At 54.8% G+C, this 17,396-nt stretch carries 7 protein-coding genes; 2 read left to right on the forward strand and 5 right to left on the reverse strand.

Features of this window, described 5'->3' with window-relative positions; all coding sequences use genetic code 11:
* Positions 1 to 21 precede the first annotated feature (21 nt).
* The 3 genes from NG895_RS05625 to NG895_RS05635 all read right to left on the reverse strand — a co-directional run bounded on the left by NG895_RS05625 (position 22) and on the right by NG895_RS05635 (position 7,128).
* Positions 22 to 1,071, reverse strand: a complete 1,050-nt coding sequence (locus NG895_RS05625) for a DUF1559 family PulG-like putative transporter (protein ID WP_252851487.1) — start codon at positions 1,069 to 1,071, stop codon at positions 22 to 24.
* A gap of 35 nt (positions 1,072 to 1,106) precedes the next feature.
* Positions 1,107 to 2,741, reverse strand: coding sequence for a PQQ-dependent sugar dehydrogenase (locus NG895_RS05630; protein WP_252851488.1), 1,635 nt, complete (start codon positions 2,739 to 2,741; stop codon positions 1,107 to 1,109).
* 190 nt (positions 2,742 to 2,931) lie between these two features.
* Entirely contained in the window at positions 2,932 to 7,128 is a 4,197-nt protein-coding gene (locus NG895_RS05635) for a PEP-CTERM sorting domain-containing protein (protein WP_252851489.1), read from the reverse strand.
* A 990-nt stretch (positions 7,129 to 8,118) separates the two neighbouring features.
* Here NG895_RS05635 and NG895_RS05640 point away from each other — a divergent pair.
* A complete protein-coding gene (locus NG895_RS05640) occupies positions 8,119 to 9,741 on the forward strand; it encodes a sulfatase (RefSeq protein ID WP_252851490.1) in 1,623 nt (540 codons plus the stop codon).
* Between the two features lie 462 nt (positions 9,742 to 10,203).
* Here the strand turns inward: NG895_RS05640 and NG895_RS05645 are convergent, their stop codons facing one another.
* Both NG895_RS05645 and NG895_RS05650 read right to left on the reverse strand, forming a co-directional pair.
* Entirely contained in the window at positions 10,204 to 11,670 is a 1,467-nt protein-coding gene (locus tag NG895_RS05645) for a DUF1501 domain-containing protein (protein ID WP_252851491.1), read from the reverse strand.
* Between the two features lie 3 nt (positions 11,671 to 11,673).
* Positions 11,674 to 14,715, reverse strand: coding sequence for a PSD1 and planctomycete cytochrome C domain-containing protein (locus NG895_RS05650; RefSeq protein WP_252851492.1), 3,042 nt, complete (start codon positions 14,713 to 14,715; stop codon positions 11,674 to 11,676).
* Between the two features lie 1,317 nt (positions 14,716 to 16,032).
* Between NG895_RS05650 and NG895_RS05655 the strand changes: the two genes are divergently transcribed.
* Positions 16,033 to 17,214: a XylR family transcriptional regulator gene (locus NG895_RS05655; RefSeq protein WP_252851493.1), complete on the forward strand. Its 1,182-nt coding sequence runs from the start codon at positions 16,033 to 16,035 to the stop codon at positions 17,212 to 17,214.
* Positions 17,215 to 17,396 lie beyond the last annotated feature (182 nt).

Consider the following 17,396-nt stretch of genomic DNA (forward strand, 5'->3'; position numbering starts at 1 on the left):
CATATCTTAGATGGAGAAGGATCAGCGAACCGGGCCTGTTGACGCTCTCGCTTGCTTCACTCGACAACTATCTCCAAGTACGCCCATCACTTCCCAGACTTGGGGGTCGATGTCGTATTCAATTGGATGAACGGATCCATCGCACATCGCGCCGAAAAACGCGGAGACGTGGGAGCTGCCGAAACGTACCGAGCACGCCTCTTCAATCGCTGTATCTGGTTGGGGCAGATAACGTTCCTCACTTCGCGTCCAACGAATCACGTCCCAATCGTATCCTTGGTACAGCGAGTTATTGTCCGAACAGCTGTTTTCTCGACTCTCTTCAGCATAAAAAACGGGGCTCAAGAACTTCTCTGCAGCCAGCAATGTGTTGGACGTCCCCCGGGAGATCTGACGTAGTTCGACGGGGAACCGCGGTCGAACGGGTCCGTCTAACCATTTGATGTTGCTCTTCGTGTATCCCCAACTGCCGCAATCAGGGTAGGTATTCACACAGTTTGCGCTAGAAGGACCACCCCACCATCCGACAGGCGATCCTTCCGCCGGAGAGTGACAGCCGCCGTTTGCCGCGTAGTCGGTTTTTGCAACCATGTAGTTGGGGGGGTCAGCGGCATTGACCACAGCGTAGGGAGCGTACGATAAAGCCGGCACTCGTCGGCTGGGACAGTAGAAACTTGGCACCACCTGTGTTTGCTGAATGGCCAAGGCTGCTCGTTTCTCGGCAACCGACAGCCCTGACCCCACAGAGTGAACGTTTGCGCCTTCCAAGTACGGGAGTATACTGTAGGCCCATCCACCCGGTTGGCGTTCGCCCGACCCCGAATCAGGATCACCGGTCCAGGTCCATCCCCAACCGCCCGATGGCAGCGCACCAATGTTGCTCTCATGGTTTAAAAAGCCCAAGCCAATCTGTTTGAGCTGATTCTGGCATTGGGTGCGGCGAGCGGCCTCACGCGCCGATTGCACGGCAGGAAGCAACAACGCCACCAGAATTCCGATGATGGCAATTACAACTAGCAATTCCACGAGCGTAAAAGCCCTGCGCAAGGATGGTAATTCCTTCTTCGTCATCATATGCCTCTGATTGTGTAAAGAGGGTTCAATGGTCAAGCTTGACGCTGTCGAGGTTTAGCAACGGTCATCGCAATGGTCACGCCCATGAGCGCAAGCAGTACGGAGGTTGGCTCGGGCACACCCGTGAGCTGTCTCGTTGAGAAAGACAAGCCGGCGTCCTGCAATGCAGAGTGCATCAAGAACAAATCGGCCAGGTCGGTGGTTGAGTCCAAGTTGAGGTCTCCACGTTTCCATGAAGCGACGCTCGGGACCAAAGTTTTCGATAGCCAACCTTCCTTGAATTTTATGACGTCCTGCTGGGTCACGTCGCCATCGAGGTCGAGGTCGCCCAAGATGGACGGCGGGGCAATCGTCTCGCCCGAGACAAAAACATAGACCTTATCGTTAGTCTTGCTGATGACGTAGACTTCGCCGTCAGAATCGGCGCCAAAACGCATATTTGCTCTCCCACCAGCACCAACGCCCACGACATCGCCTAAGGTCATTGACACCCCAGAGAGATCGACGATTGATTGTTGAAAGACATTCGCCGGAATCTCATCGTTCACAAAGTCAGTGGTCGAGGCGAAGAAGATTTGGTCGGTCGACAGATTGCCAAATAGGTACTGGCCTTCCAGCTCCGGCGCAAGCGTGCCGTGGTAGGCCGCACCAGCAACAACCGCAGCCGTTCCGTTGAGATTGTTCCGATGGTCGAATTGCGCTACAGGGTACGTGTACGCGTCACTTAGTCGTGTTGCCAGCGGTACCTCGGTAAGAGTTGTGCTGCTGTACGGGGTGGCAAAGTCGTATGTACCCTCGCGCTCAGCCCAGCCGTAATTCTTGCCACTTTCAATCAGGTTTATTTCCTCCACGTTGTTGTGGCTGATGTCACCTGAGAGCAGCTTGCCGCTAATGGGGTCGAACGCCATGGTCTGCGGATTGCGAAAGCCAAGTGCGTAGACCTCGTCGAGGATGTCGCCGCCATCAGGCGCCTGACCATCCGCACCAACAAACGGGTTGTCGGAAGGAACGGAAAATGGATCGCTGCCACTGCTTAAGGGGTCAATGCGAATGATCTTTCCCAGCACGGTGGCACCGCTCTGCGAAACCGTTGTAATTACGTTATCGGCCGAAAAGTCCTGCGATCCTGGCAATCGACCACCACTGTCGCCAAACCCGATATACAGCTTTCCGTAGTCGAGATCTCCGGGTGAAACAGTAGGGTTAAATGCAATGTTTTGGCCGATGTGGTGACCGGCCGGGTACTGCACCCGATACACTTCGCGCTGTGACGAGAGTGAGACGGTTTTTGGGTCGAATGTCCACTCCGTCAACACGCTATCGAGGTTGCTGCCGGTACCAAGCTCCCAGTTTGGGTTGAGTTGGTGTGTTGGATTCGGGCCGCGTGACTCCGCCTGCATCGTGTAGAACTTCCCGTTCGTGTTAAAGTCCGGGTGAAAAGCGATGCCCCGCAAACCATCCGCCGAACCGACAGGGTTATTTCCAAACACGCTTCCTCGCTGAGAAGCGACGTTCAGGAACACACCAGGGTTGTCAGTAAGCGAGCCATCGGCGTTCTTGGTGTACTCTTCCACTAACCCATTCTGCAAAGCGAAATACAACTTGTCGCCGCGAGCAATCATCTGCTGACTGTTGTGCGAAAGTGAAGCAACTTCGACCAAACGCACGGGGCCATTTGTGCCAAAAGGAACGGCACCCAGATCCACGTCGTTGGCCGCAAGTACCGCGGACCAGCACCCCAACGCTAGGAGTGCTGATGCGATAGCTGACGCGACCTTCGGTGGGGGAACCGACAATATCAATTTGCTCCTACTCGTCACATTGACGTGATTGAACGGCCTGTATTCACCGGTTTGTCTATCGCCGGCGCCACGCCAGCCAGCTAGCGAGGCCCGACAGCGTTATCAATGCAACCGAGGAGGGCTCGGGTACGGCTTGGCCAGCAAGCATGTCCGCTGTGATGGTACCGACTCCGGCACCAGCCAAAGCCTGATTCATGATGTACAGGTCTCCCAGATCCGTCATGCCATCGTGATTGAGGTCACCATTGCCCCAGGTCTCCCAGTCGCCGGCGACTGCTGTGCCATGGGCACCAGCAAACTCGTTCACGCTAAGCCATCCAGCAATGAAGGCGTCGACATCGCTGCTGTTGACATTTCCATCCTTGTTGACGTCTCCTGGCTGCAGCACTCCACCAGGGATGTTGGCAATCTCGTTGGCAATCCACTCGTTGTCAGAGAATAAGTCGAACGATCCCCAGTTTTGACCACCTTCGGAGGTGTTGTCGCCAAACACGTACATCTCCAAGTTGTCGATGTCACCCTCAAAGAAATAGTCGTACTCTGCAGTTTCAAAGTTATTGTCTCCATTCACCTCGGCTGCCCCCACCACTAGCTCGCCTTTGTAGTTGGCAGGCGGAGCTGCAACGATCGTGTCGAGGTTAGCTGAAACCACCACTCCATCTACGTACACAACGCTCAGGAAGGTGTCGCCCGAGGTCGGTTGGTGATGGTGCATCACGTGGTACCATGTGTCGCCAGCAGGCACGTCCACGCTGGCGGGTACGGGTGCAATTCCGTCAGCACCTGAAACATGTTGAGAATTGGTTTGAGTCCACTGTCCGACTTCGTTAATGGCAGGACCACCACTTAGGCTCGTATCAAATACGATGCTCTGGTATGTGCCTGGGCTTTCCTCCGAGCCAAGTGCCGATTGCGCTGGATTGACCCACATTTGCAGTCCGTGGCCGAGGATCCCGGTGTAGTTCAGCGGGTAACCTTCCACTAGAGTCGATAGGTTATCTGGTCGATTCAGTGGAGTGCCATGCAAAACATCGTCGGTACCATCGAACCTCGCTCCAAAGTCGCCGTTTGCAGCACCAGGACGACCCGACACATCGGTGTACCTTGGGTCCCCTCCTACAATCAAATCGAGGTAAGCACCCCCTGGTCCAATCTCATCGCCGGTTGCCGACTGCCCATTGAAGACGAAACCGATGGTGTTTCCATTTCCAACGTTTGCTGCCACGTCGACGCTGGGCGGAGCGAGTGTCGCATCTGCCGAACCAGGATCGCCAAACAAGAACGCGCGATCGTTTGAAACCGCCGCCTGGGCAGTGCTGCCCACAACTGCCCAAGCGACGAGAAAGCACGTAGCCAGACCGAGTCGGCCACGCATTAGCATTGAGAATTCGCTCTTCATGAAACCAACTCCGTTTGTTTTAACAGTGCGCGTTAGCATCAGACTGCCAAGGGCTGCCAACACCAGCACGATGGTCGACGGCTCTGGTACGGCCCTGACGGCAGCTGGCAAACTCGCAGTGGAACCGAAGTTTGACTTCCAGTCTGCATAGTCGGATGCGTCGACGCCGCCACCGTTTCCGGTGCCGGGTGCGAAACTGGACTCGTCGCCCGCGCCAAGGTTGTTGCGCCAGACAGTGTAGTCCGCTAGATTGACCACTCCGTCACCGTTATAGTCGCCGGATACCGGAGGGGGCACATCATATACAACCAAGCCAGGTATTAGCGCCCCGTCAGTAGTCCGGTAGGTGAATACCAGATCACCTTCGTTGCCTGCGCCAAATACGGATTCGTCGAACGCAGAACCAATGGATAGGCCCGACGCGGGAACCTCTGTACTGCCAAGCAGAAAGCCCTCGTGCAACGAGTTGGCTGAACCGGAACCAACCACGTCCCAGGTTTCACCGGGATTGCTCCCTCCACCGATAGGATCGAGATTCTGATCCGAGAAACTGTTCCAACCAAGCGGATCAAGGGCACCACCGACACTACTGATTTGGTAGCTGTTTATACTGACGGGACTTCCCGTCGGATTGCGAATCATCACGCTGCCATTGTCCGGATCGATCTGCAAAGTCAACAAAGCAAGTTGCGAGAGTGCCTCCACCGTAAATGAATTGTCAGCATTGTCCGTGATACTGAGGCCGTAGCCAGCTGACGAACGGAAGGAACCATCCCCACCCAAAGCGGCTGCCGCCTGCACGGCCGTAAGGTCGACCAAGTTGCCGCCGAAATCTGCCGTGAACGTTCCTCCGGGTGAGGTGAAATCGACATAGTTGTTCGCGGCCAGCGCATCGCCGGTAGCAGCAACAGTGAAATTGCTTAGTGGGCCGGCAGCGTCAACCGATCCACCATTGACCGTGAAAGTGCCATACCGCGGACGCCCGGCTGCAGACAGCTCACTGCTGAATGTGATGCCGGCATCAAAGTTCAACGTACCGTCGGAATTGACGACAAAGTTGTGCGTCACCTGTTGCTCGTGGCGAATCAACGCACCCGAATGTGACACATTGAGTATTACGTCCTCGTTGGCTCCCCCAACTCCGTCGCCCACGACGAACAGCGTCCGCGCGAGTCCAACTTGGTTGGTAATGTAGCCGCCGATTTCCCCAACGCCCGAGGTGATGGAAAGGTTGCCACCGCTCTGAAGGTTCAGGATCGGGGTGTTCGTTCCAGCAGCGTTTCTACCGCCAATGTCTGGCACGTTGACGGTCGGCATATTCGAGCCAGCAAAGATAATACTGTCATCCACTCCCGCCACGCTCAGACCAGCGCTGCCCGCATTGTCATCTACTGGAATACCGTTCGTGTCCCAATTGGCGGCATTGTTCCAGTCGCCGTTGCCAGCGGAGCCGGTCCAGGTGTAGTCGATCGCTTGAGCCTGTCTGGTTGGGAGAGCAAAAGAGGCGACGGCTAGCAATGCCAGGAGTGAAATGCTGATCTCACGGTGCTGACGGCGAAGCACAACGGCCCCCAATATTGCTACCATTCCCATCAACAGGTAACTGGCAGGTTCTGGTACACCCCGGGCCGCGATCATCGCTTGGAACGACCCCGCACCGTTGGTGCTTTCAAATGCACGTATGAAGAGATCGGTATCAAGAATGTCATTGACTCCGTCCCCATTTAAGTCGCCCGCTAGGTAGGCCGCGGCAGCGGGCAAGCCTGAAGGGTCGTACATCGCGTTGGTAACATATTCATCCCAGTCATTGGCATCGATTACACCGCTGCCGTTCAGGTCACCGACTTCGATGGGCACTCCTGAGTACTCTACATCAAGTGTGTTGATCGAACCGTCGCTGAGCAGAATCTTGGCAACTACGTCTTCGTAGGGCGTCTGTTTCCAGGGAGTTCCCAAGTTGATTGGACTGCCAGAAGCCAGGCTGCCACCGTTGCCACCATCGAGCTCGCCTTCACTGAGGTCTGTGCCGTCGGGGGTGGTGGTTAAGACTGTCCAACTGTCGTCGCTGTCAACGGATCCGTTGCCCGGCGAGGCATCGTAGTTGCCAGTTACTGTAGTCCAATCGCTGGAGTCGGCACTGAGCGAGCCCGCAACCGAAGTTAGAGAATAGCCAATAATCCCAATGTCTGAGCCTGTTTCATTCACCAGTGCCACAGCACCCGTTGCACGATCAATCGTCAGAACCGGGTTAAGGGGCAAGCTGGCGAAAGCACGAATTTCAACAGGCGTGAAGAAATTGTTGTCGCCAACCCCATTCGAGTCGTGGGCGATGAGGTGCAGACTATCAAAGGTGTCGCCTGGAGAGCCGAGCGCAGAACGGTTGTAGTACGGCGCCGAATTAGGAATGCCCTGTCCCGTGATCGACGCCACCAAGCTGCCGCTGTTGTACAACTCGATGTCATAGTCGTCGTCTCGGTCGTAACAGCAGTTGTTTCTTCCCCAAAGGTCGACATTGAATGATTCGCCCGCGGCAAGGGTGATTGGGCCGTTGGTGAAATCGAAAATCAGTGTCACGTCCTGACCTGCAGGTTCGTCGCTGTGGAATCCATCCGTGTGGATGCCGGCAGGTGTTGCCGAGGTGGGATTGGCTGGATCGTAGGCGAATGGATCGTTTACCAAGTTGGTAATGTCCGTGCCGAAAGCAGGTTGGGACGAGTTGGCAGCGTCCGGGGTTAACGGCACTAAAGTGAGTGCCTGAGCTTCCAACGCCATGCCGCCTAGCATTAGTACTACAATCGTGGACTTTACACTCAGTTGCCGAACTAGATGTACGTGCCGTTGTGAACTCAACATGGTGTCGATTCTCCCTTTATCAACCTGGACGATGATTAGTAGGTAGCAGGGGGTATTCTCGATGAGAACAAGAGTCTTCTTACTTCACAGAATTCATTCACGCGTGAACGTGGACCCTAGCCATCGGTCCCGATGTGCATGATGGACCTTCAACACACAACTCACTTAAGCCACAATCTTGGGAACTGCCCCCCCCCCATCGAAAATGTGGCTGACCAATCGTTCCGCCCAATCCGTCGGAACTTTGATCACATACCTCGGTTAATCTAGACAAGTGCCGAAAAAACTATAGTTCTCTTCGGGTCTTGAGAATATACAGTCTTCGCCCCGGCTTTGTCACTTAGTTTTTGGTTCACAATGCTTTGTTTTTGTCGCATCGCCCAAGCCGCGAGCCAATTGCTGCAAGTCCTTGCTAGAATTTGATTTAACACATAAGAGAACTCGTGGGTGCAGGTTCCGTATCTCGTTACTTCGAGAATGTGGCATTGCACTTAGAGGGCAGGGGAGCACGCTCAGCAAACCGAGGTAGACCGACGCCGGCCGCGCGGTCAACACAGATATCTCCGACCAAAAGAGTACATGCTCCACCGCTATTGCCTCCACGTCAGGCCTAGCAGACAACTGGATGCTGCGAAACTTAATCGACAAAGACTACTAGGCAAGGTGCGCGAAAACGATAGCGTGTGCTGCCCACACGTGTCAGCATATGCCATCGCCCAGCTTACTCAAAGTTAGGGACTGCGTCGTATAAACTTCAACTCGAATGGGCTCAGTGTGGGACAATGCCCGTCCCACGCCGCAGCAAGGTAGCCAAGCCAGTTCAGAATCGGGCATTGTGTGCATTGGCGATGCGGTGTTGCTGTGGACGTGAGTACGTTTGCAAGCTTGCAAATTCTTGTAGCCGATGAACTCCGGAAGATAATAGTTGCAGCTACTCTATGCTTCGTGCCCTTGGTACTAGCCGGTTCCCGAGAGAATGCAATTGGGTGCTTGGATCGCAAGCTCGATGGTCGCAAGAAAAGAACGAGAACAAAAATGTACTGTGTGTTGCTTCGAAATCTGTTGAGGCAGGTAATTGGATACCTCGGCTTATTTTCGGTTTTCAGCTTGCCAGTGATGGGGCAGGCGATAACAAAAGGCAGTCGCGCGACCTCTCGCGCAAAACAACCTAACATTGTCGTATTCCTCGTCGACGACATGGGGTGGACAGATACTTCTGTCCCGTACCACCGTGAACCAACGGAGCTGAATCGCCGCTATCGAACTCCGCGCATGCAACAGCTTGCTTCGCAGGGAGTGATGTTCACACAGGCATATGCCTCGGCTGTATGTTCTCCCTCGCGTATCAGCCTGATGACAGGCATGAATGAGGCGAGGCATGGTGTAACCAACTGGACATTAGATCGAGGCCGTTCACCAGATCCTCAACACCCCCGCGTTCAGCCACCAAATTGGCCACTGAACGGCATGGCTGCCGAGCCTGGTACCGAGCGGACCGTTGTAGCCACTCCACTGCCATCCTTGTTGCAGGAAGCCGGTTATTACACGATTCACGTGGGCAAAGCCCATTTTGGCGCCACTGACACACCCGGAGCAGATCCTAAGAACTTGGGCTTCGACGTAAACATCGCCGGTCACGCGGCTGGCGGACCAGGCAGCTATCTGGGAACGAACAATTTTAGCGCTGCGCACCGCAATGGGCGGAGAGTCTGGGACGTACCCGGGTTAGATCAGTATCATGGACAAGATATCTACTTGACTGAAGCGTTGACGATTGAAGCTCTAAAAGCTGTCGAAGTGGCGGTGGATGAGCACAAGCCGTTTTACTTGTACATGTCGCACTATGCGATCCACGCACCTTGGGAGGCGGATAAGCGTTTCCTCGCTGACTATTTAGGGAAAGGCTACGACGGATTGCCCGCGACTTACGCTTCCATGATCGAAAGCATGGATGATTCTCTCGGTAAGATCCTCAGATGGTTGAGTGAGCGGGGAGTGGAAGACAATACGTTGCTTGTCTTCATGTCGGACAACGGCGTACCTAAACAGTGCCCACGCAACCTGCCACTTCGGGGCCACAAGCTGACACCCTACGAAGGCGGGGTCCGTGTCCCGATGATCGTGCGTTGGCCCGGCCGCACATCGGTGGGCACGCGACAAGATAGCCTCGTCAAGATTGAGGATTTGTTTCCAACAATACTAGCCGCAGCTGGTGTTGAGCAGCCCCAGACCGTACAAGCGACCGATGGCGTAAACTTCCTGCCCTTGCTCGGCACGGAGGCCGACCGACCTCCATCACAACGCGAGCTGGTCTGGCATTTTCCGCACACCTACGATGGGCCACCATGGAGTATGATTCGCAAAGGCGACTGGAAATTCATCTGGTTTTACCTCGACCAACGGTCCGAACTGTACAATGTTGCCGAAGATATCGGCGAATCGATCAATTTGGTTAATAAGCACCCCGATGTCGCGACGGAGTTGTCCGCTGCCTTACGTCGACAGCTCGTCGAACTTGGTGCACAGATTCCCATCGACAAACAAACAGGACAACCGTTCGGTATGCCGCCGGGTGAGGAGGCGTTTGAAGCGTTAAGCCGTCCAGAGTCCTAGGCCGACCAGTGGATGTTTGTCGGTGAAACTATGAATGAGCCCGGATGCCACGTGGGGGGTAGCAGTCTGTTGTTCGACGTCGACGGACATGGGAGTTGCTACTGCCGATCGACGATCTCGGGATTCGGCAACGCCGAGGTGGCCTGCTTTGGACCTCGGACGACGGCTTAGAGTTTGCCTTGCGTCCAATGTTGGGATCTTAAAACATTGGAAGCCACTAATTCCCGGACGGCGTTCCACAGACCAGACGCGACCACTACGGCCGCTCGGTTAAGTTCGAGCGGCCTCAAGTTCTGGTCGTCGATGGTGAACCTGCCTACCAGTACGTACCTGGTGGTACGTCGATAGACGGTTCAAACGGCACCAACTGTTATGTCCTCCGGCGCAAAGAGCACTAAGCGTTGCCAAGGCACTCGTGGGGATCGTTGCACAAATAGAGTCTACGGGTATTCAGCACTACGCTTAGCTCAAAATGTCGCGACAGACATTTCCGTGCACATCGGTGATGCGGTAGTCGCGGCCTTGATAGCGGTAGGTCAGACGCCTATGGTCCAATCCCAGCAGATGCAAAATGGTTGCGTTGAGATCGTGCACGTGCATGCCGTTCTCGACAATATTGTAGCACCATTCGTCAGTCTGCCCGTAGCCGATGCCAGGTTTCACGCCGCCACCTGCCATCCAAATAGAAAAGCAGCGAGGGTGATGATCGCGTCCGAACTTCTTTGGGTCACCTTGCTTGTAAACAGTTCGTCCGAATTCTCCTCCCCAAACAACGAGAGTGTCGTCGAGCATGCCGCGTGCCTTCAGGTCTTGCACCAGCGCTGCCGATCCCTGGTCGACCTCCTTGGCAATCTTTGGGTGGCGCTCAGGCAAATTGCTGTGATGATCCCAGCCGCGGTGATATAGCTGAATGAAACGAACGCCCCGCTCCGCTAGTCGTCGAGCCAGCAGACAATTTGCGGCGTGGGTGCCCGGCACTTTTGCATCGGGACCATACAAATCGAATGTTGCTGCAGATTCAGTCGATAGATCGATCAATTCTGGTGTCGAAATCTGCATCCGATAAGCCATTTCGTAGGCCGAAATTCGTGTGTCGATCTCGGGATCGCCAACGTTCGCGAGTCTAAGCGAGTTGAGCTCCGCCAACCGATCGAGAAACTTACGCTTTTCTTGAATGGTGGCTCCGGTGGGGTCTTGAAGGTAAAGCACAGGGTCTCCCACCGTCCGTAGCTTGACCCCCTGGTGGTTGGAAGGAAGGAAGGCACTATCCCACAGACGTGAGTAGAGAGGCTGGGCTTGGGGATCTGTGTTCTTGTCGAGCAGTACGACGAAACTTGGCAGATCGGCCGATTCGCTCCCCAAGCCGTAACTCAGCCAAGCTCCCAACGAAGGCCGGCCTGGTTGTTGGTTGCCCGTCTGGAAAAAAGTGATGGCGGGATCGTGATTGATGGCCTCGGTATACATCGACTTAACGATACAGATATCGTCGGCAATCTTGGCGTGATGCGGCAACAAGTCGCTGATCCACTGCCCAGACTGCCCATGCTGACGAAACTTGGCAATTGACCGGGCTGCCGGCAGCGACTTCTGGCCCGAAGTCATTCCGGTGAGCCGCTGGCCTTGTCGTACCGAGTCCGGCAACTCTTGTCCGTCGTGCTGTTCAAGTTGCGGTTTGTAGTCGAACGTGTCCATTTGGCTGGGCGCGCCCGATTGGCAGAGGTAAATAACTCGCTTGGCCCGCGGCGCAAAGTGCGTTGCGCCCGCCATGCCGGGAGCGTACCCTGGGCCGTTCTGCTCGGCGAGCGACTTGGCGTGGGCGTGCGTTGTTGGAGCTAGACTTGACAGTGCAGCTAGTCCAATCGCGGAGGAACCGGCCGCGAAAAAGTGGCGGCGATTGATCTGTAAGCGGAGTTCTTCGATTGGATGCATGATCTAATTCTTCGTGATGAACTCGCTGAGGTTCAACATTAGCCGGGCCACCGATGTCATGGCGGCATGTTCGGATAGTGGCAACTGCGTGTCTCGTTTAGACTCGCCAACTGAGAGCAGGTCTTTCGCCTTGTCCGGCGACGCGCTATACATGCTCACCAACTCCGAGTTTGTATCTAACAGCACTTCGAGTTCAGCCACGGTGGGTGGCCTTCCCAAACAAACTTCCATTCCAAACCGGATCTGTTCCTCAGTAGTCTCTCCACCTTCGGTAAGCATCCGCTCTGCCAACGCGCGTGCCGCTTCAACGAATTGAGGGTCGTGCAGCAACACAAAAGCCTGCAGAGGAGTATTGGTCCGCGATCGTCGAATCTGGCAATACTCACGGGAGGGGGCATCGAAGACCGCCATGGATGGTGGGGGTACCGTGCGTTTCCAATAAGTATAGATGCTCCGTCGGTATAGCTTGTCACCAGAGTCTTGTTCGTACTTGCTGGAAAACCCGGGGCGGTTGTTTACTTCTAACCACAGTCCTTTGGGGTGATAGGGGAATACACTCGCACCGCCGATCTTTCGATTGAGCAGCCCACTTGCGGATAAGGCAGTGTCGCGAATCACTTCGGCATCCATTCGCATTCTCGGTCCGCGGGAAAGATAGCGGTTCTCTGGATCGCGAGCATAGGATTCTTGAGTGACCGAGGACGATTGCCGATATGTTTCCGACAGCATAATGTTTTTCAGCAGGGCCTTGGTGTCCCAGCCCGACTCCACGTACTCGATCGCCAACCAGTCGAGCAACTCGAGATGGACAGGCACAGAGCTCTGAAGGCCAAAGTCCTCGGGCGTCTCGCACAGCCCAAGTCCGAACAGTTGTGTCCAGATTCGGTTGGCGGCGACCCGCGCCGTGAGCGGGTGATTTGGCATTGTTAGCCAGCGAGCCAAGCCCAAGCGATTACGTGGAAAGTCCTCCGGCATGGGAGGCAGCATGGACGGCGTGCTCGGTTGGACCTGTTCGCGTCGTTTGTCGTACTCGCCTCGCTCTAATACATAAGTCCCCCGCGACTGCTCCATATCACGCATGATCATTGTTTTGGGGATCTCCGCTTGCAATTGATCCCTCCGTTCCTGGGCAGCCGTGAGATGGTTCCAGGCATCTTTCACAAAGTCTGGGCCACCCTGCTCAATCATCAGCGAACGTACTGCCCGCTGTTGTTCTCGAGTCCGTTTCTGAGCTGGAACGCGTATCGCGTTTAGACGGGCATCTCCTAGGGGTAACACCTGCTTGGAGGCGAAGGCAAACTGAAAGCAACCGAGTTGGTGTCCAGTATACTGGCTGGCAAAATGCAACGTTATTCGCAGGTGCCCGCGTTCGCTAGCCTGCAAAGGTTCTTTGAGTTGGAAGCTGGCAGTTAGCGTCTCGTTCTGGCGGCCGTGGACAGCCCACCCCGATTGGTCAATTTTGCCATCCGCGGCCAGTGCAGCATCGTATCCAGCTTGCGAATAGTCGGCAAAGGCACTCTTTACAGGAACGCTTACGGCACGTTCGTCCCGTTCCGACGGCAAGTACTCTACGGTCAACTCAGACAACACGAAATTGCCATTGGCGCTCCGCCCAAGCCCCCCCGTTGGCGTGCTGGATGTGGGTAGCGCTGTCAAACTGATTCCGTAAACAGTGTGGTCTTCAACCGGAATAGTGACTTCGTAGACGTCCTGATCGGGAATCGCGCCCTCTGCAAATACTCTTCCGTGGTCGTTGACTGAGAGTTCGGTTCCGTTCAAGGAAGAAACTGAGTCCGGAACCAAGATTTGCCACTCTTCGTTGTGGTCGCCAAGTAGTCGACGCTCAAACGCCTCCACATTCGGCGCCCAGTCTTCAAAGGCGTCGTCTAGCAATAGACGTGCTTCTCGCAATTCATGCTCTGCAGATTCGATCGCCGCAACCTGGTACGGCGACGGAATGCGCGCTTGGGGTTCGAATCCATTCATTCCCTTCTCAGGAACCTGATTAAAAAAGGCCGTGAATTCGTAGAACTCTCTCTGTGGAAATGGATCAAACTTGTGATCGTGGCACCGCGCACATGATACGGTCAAGCCAAGCCAAGTCGTTCCTGTCGTGGACGTGCGATCAATGACGTATTCGACTCGATACTCTTCATCGATCACTCCTCCCTCGACCGTAATCGGATGATTGCGATTGAACCCGGTCGCCAACTTCTGCTGCTCGGTCGCCTGAGGCAACAGATCGCCGGCCAGTTGCTCGATGGTAAATTCGTCGAACGGCTTATTGTCGTTGTACGCTTGGATTACCCAGTCGCGCCAGGCCCATTGATCACGCCGAAAGTCATACTGATAGCCATGGCTGTCGGCGTATCGTGCCGCGTCTAGCCAATAGCGTGCTTGATGTTCGCCATAGGCGGGCGAGGCGAGCAGTTGGTCGATAGCTCGCGACCAGGCCTCTGGAGAATCATCCGACAGGAAGTCAGTAAGTTGCTTCCGAGTGGGTGGTAGCCCGGTCAAATCAAAGGTCGCACGGCGAAGCAGCGTCCAGCGGTCGGCTCGCGGCGAGATTTTCCAAGATCTCTGTTTGAGTGTTGCAAACACAAGGCGGTCGATAGGATGCTGCCTCCATTTGGCGTCACCAACGTCGGGCATCTCTGGCTTCTTCGGAGGACGGAATGACCAATGCTTCTGATAGATGGCTCCCTCGTCAATCCACTGCGTTAGCAGTTCGATCTCCTCGGAGCTGAGCGGCTTCTTGTTGCTATCAACTGGTGGCATCTGCAGATCTGGGTCATCGCTCGTAATCCTCGCAACGACCTCGCTAGCGCCGGCGTCACCGGAAACAATGGCCGATCCAATCGCAGACTCACGAACGTCCAGGCGAAGATCTGCTTTTCGACTCGCCTCGTCGGGGCCATGACATTGAAAGCATCGGTCAGACAAGATCGGACGAATATCTGCCCCGTAACTGACCTTCTTGATGGGCTCGTTGGTAGGCCCGTTGTCGCGCGAGACCGGCGTAAGAATCACAGCTTTCAGATTCATGACCCCTCCATGGACCATTTCTACGCATCTAACTTCGACCTTCTGGCGGCCCGATTGTTCGATGTGTATCCGGCCCAACGACGCAACACGATAGCGATACCAGCTCCCCGTCTGAGCTAGTGTGATTGGAATCGATGTACCGCCAATCGAGATCTCCGCTTTCGTCCCTGACTTACTGGCCCGCGAGTAGACCAACTCAATATCATAGTCGCCTTTAGAAATCTCCGCGCTCCAAGTTACGAAGTCATCGGCGTTTGTCCAAAAGCCAATACGATGATTGCCGGGATGAGTTTCCAGTCTGGCTTGCTGTCCCTTCACTTCTGCATCCAGGGCGCTCAGCACTACCACTTCGTTTGGCAGTGCCGTCGATTCTTCAACGAGCAAAAACTCCAACTCAGAGTTGTCTGCAGTCGCCCCCGATGAACTTGGCAGGTGGAGGGTGATCCTGGTGGCGTCTTCGTTGAAGGAAAAATCAGACGGTACGCGCCTGCCGTCATTCACCAACCAAGCGTTCACGATGTTGGGCAGCGGACCATCAAAGTGCACCTCTCCGTTCAAAGGCCTCTTGCCAAGAGGGCAGTATCGAATCTGAGAAATGCTTGCCTCGCGAGCCTGCAAGTCCTTTGACGTAAGGGGCTCCGTCGCCCTAGCCGCTGGACCGGGCAGCGCTGCGAGTAGGAACGCAGCAACAGCTGGAAGTAGATGAGTTAGTCGCAGTGTCCGTTCTATTAAAAGCATGCGGATTTTCAAACGCAGGTTGGAGGAGCTTCAGCAAGCCGAGAGAGCAGTCGCCAGTCGGACCATCCGAGCGTTGCCTACCACTTAACGTGAACTATCTACGATTTTTTAAACATCGTGGAAGCGAGAAGGTTGGCTTTGAGCTGCCAATTACCTTGCATATCGATGGCACTGCTGGATTCTCACTTGACGTACGCAACAACAACTTCCGTGCGCCCCCATAATTCAATGTGTTGACCACCCGACTTTGGGGTTGCGCCAGATTGATGACAACAGTCGAGAACGAAAATGGAGGTGAGGTTCCCCGCATGTCGATGGGAGCGCTGACCTCTTTCACCACCCACCAGCTCAGCAAAGTAACCGCGCTTAACGTCCTCTGTCATTGAGTATTTGGGGCAATGCAATTCGTTTTTGATTCAACTGGAGACGCGGGGGGGGAAGTCGTAACCTGTTTTGCAATATGGGGTTTGGGAGATTGCTGCAGTTTGCCTTGGACAGCGCGCTCCACTTCTTGTAATAATGAGGCAGCTAGTTGAGGCGGCCGTTGGGTGAATCCATTTCTCGTTCGCTGCATTTCTCATGCTTCCCAAAGTTGCGGTAGTAGTAGAATCTTCAAGAAGCTACGGCAGAAACATTCTGCGCGGCATCGCCGCTTACAGTAGGTCTCATGGGCCATTCTCTATCTATCGCCATGATCAGGGGTTAGCCGAGTCGGTACCAGATTGGCTGGACGACTGGGAGGGGGATGGCATCATCGCCCGGATCGAGTCGGAGGAACTGGGTGCCTTTCTCACGCGACGAGACATCCCCACTGTTGATTTGCGATATCGGTTTCCCATTCCTAACATTCCGACCATTGAAACCGATGAAGCATCGGTGGCGCAGTTAGCTTGCGATCATTTGATTGCATGCGGCATTAAGAACTTCGCCTTCTGCGGTTTTGAAGGAGCAGACTACTCGAACGTCAGGCAAAATCATGCCGTCGAGTATCTCAAGCAATGCGGCTATTCGTTAAATGTCTACAACGATCGAGCTACAGGTGCGACTGCTACCGTTTCCATCGAGTCGGCGGGACTCGTGCATGAACGTGAACTTGGTGAATGGCTTCAATCGTTACCAAAACCGACGGGGCTTTGGGCCTGTAACGACGTACGAGCCGCACAGGTGCTGAATGTGTGCCGGGAGTACGACATTTCGGTGCCAGACGAAATCGCGGTGCTGGGCGTGGATGACGATCGGTTGATCTGTGAGCTAACGACTCCTTCACTTAGTAGCGTTGTGCTCGATCCATTTCGCGTCGGCTACTTGGCTGCGGAGGCACTCGCGAAAATGATGAAAGGCACATATCCGGCCGAGCCAAGCGCTCTAGTGCGTGCGAAAGGCATTCTAAGTCGTCAATCTACGAACTTGTTGAACATCGACGATGCGGAAGTCGCAACGGCGATCAACTTCATTCGTGACCACGCCTGCGAAGGAATCACGGTTGTCGATGTGGCCAACGCGATACACGTCTCGCGGAGTACTTTGGCGCGCCGATTCGCCAAGTTCACGGGGTCAACTGTCAAGGCAGAGATAACGCGCGTCCGTATCAATCGCCTCAAGCAATTGCTGGCCGATACCGAATACTCCTTGGCGAAGATTGCCAATATGGTTGGGTTTGCCCATGTCGAGTATATGTCGACGATGTTTAAAGAACATACGGGTGAAACGCCGGGCCAGTATCGCAGATTGCACCAGCGTTTTCACGCGACGCTTGACTAAACTGCTGATTCGAGAATTGCTTCTGTTGTGCCAATCAAGTCGATCTATGTGTTGTGCCCAATTCAGTGAGCAGGTTCAGATTCTCTGCTGCAAGCCTTGGATAATTGCACAACAGAGCGTCGGTAAGGACGATATCTCCTGGATGAAAGAGCTTCCATAGCTGGCGAAACAGCGCGATTTCG

Origin of the sequence: Aeoliella straminimaris, assembly GCF_024054565.1 — a bacterium.
Taxonomy (GTDB): domain Bacteria; phylum Planctomycetota; class Planctomycetia; order Pirellulales; family Lacipirellulaceae; genus Aeoliella; species Aeoliella straminimaris.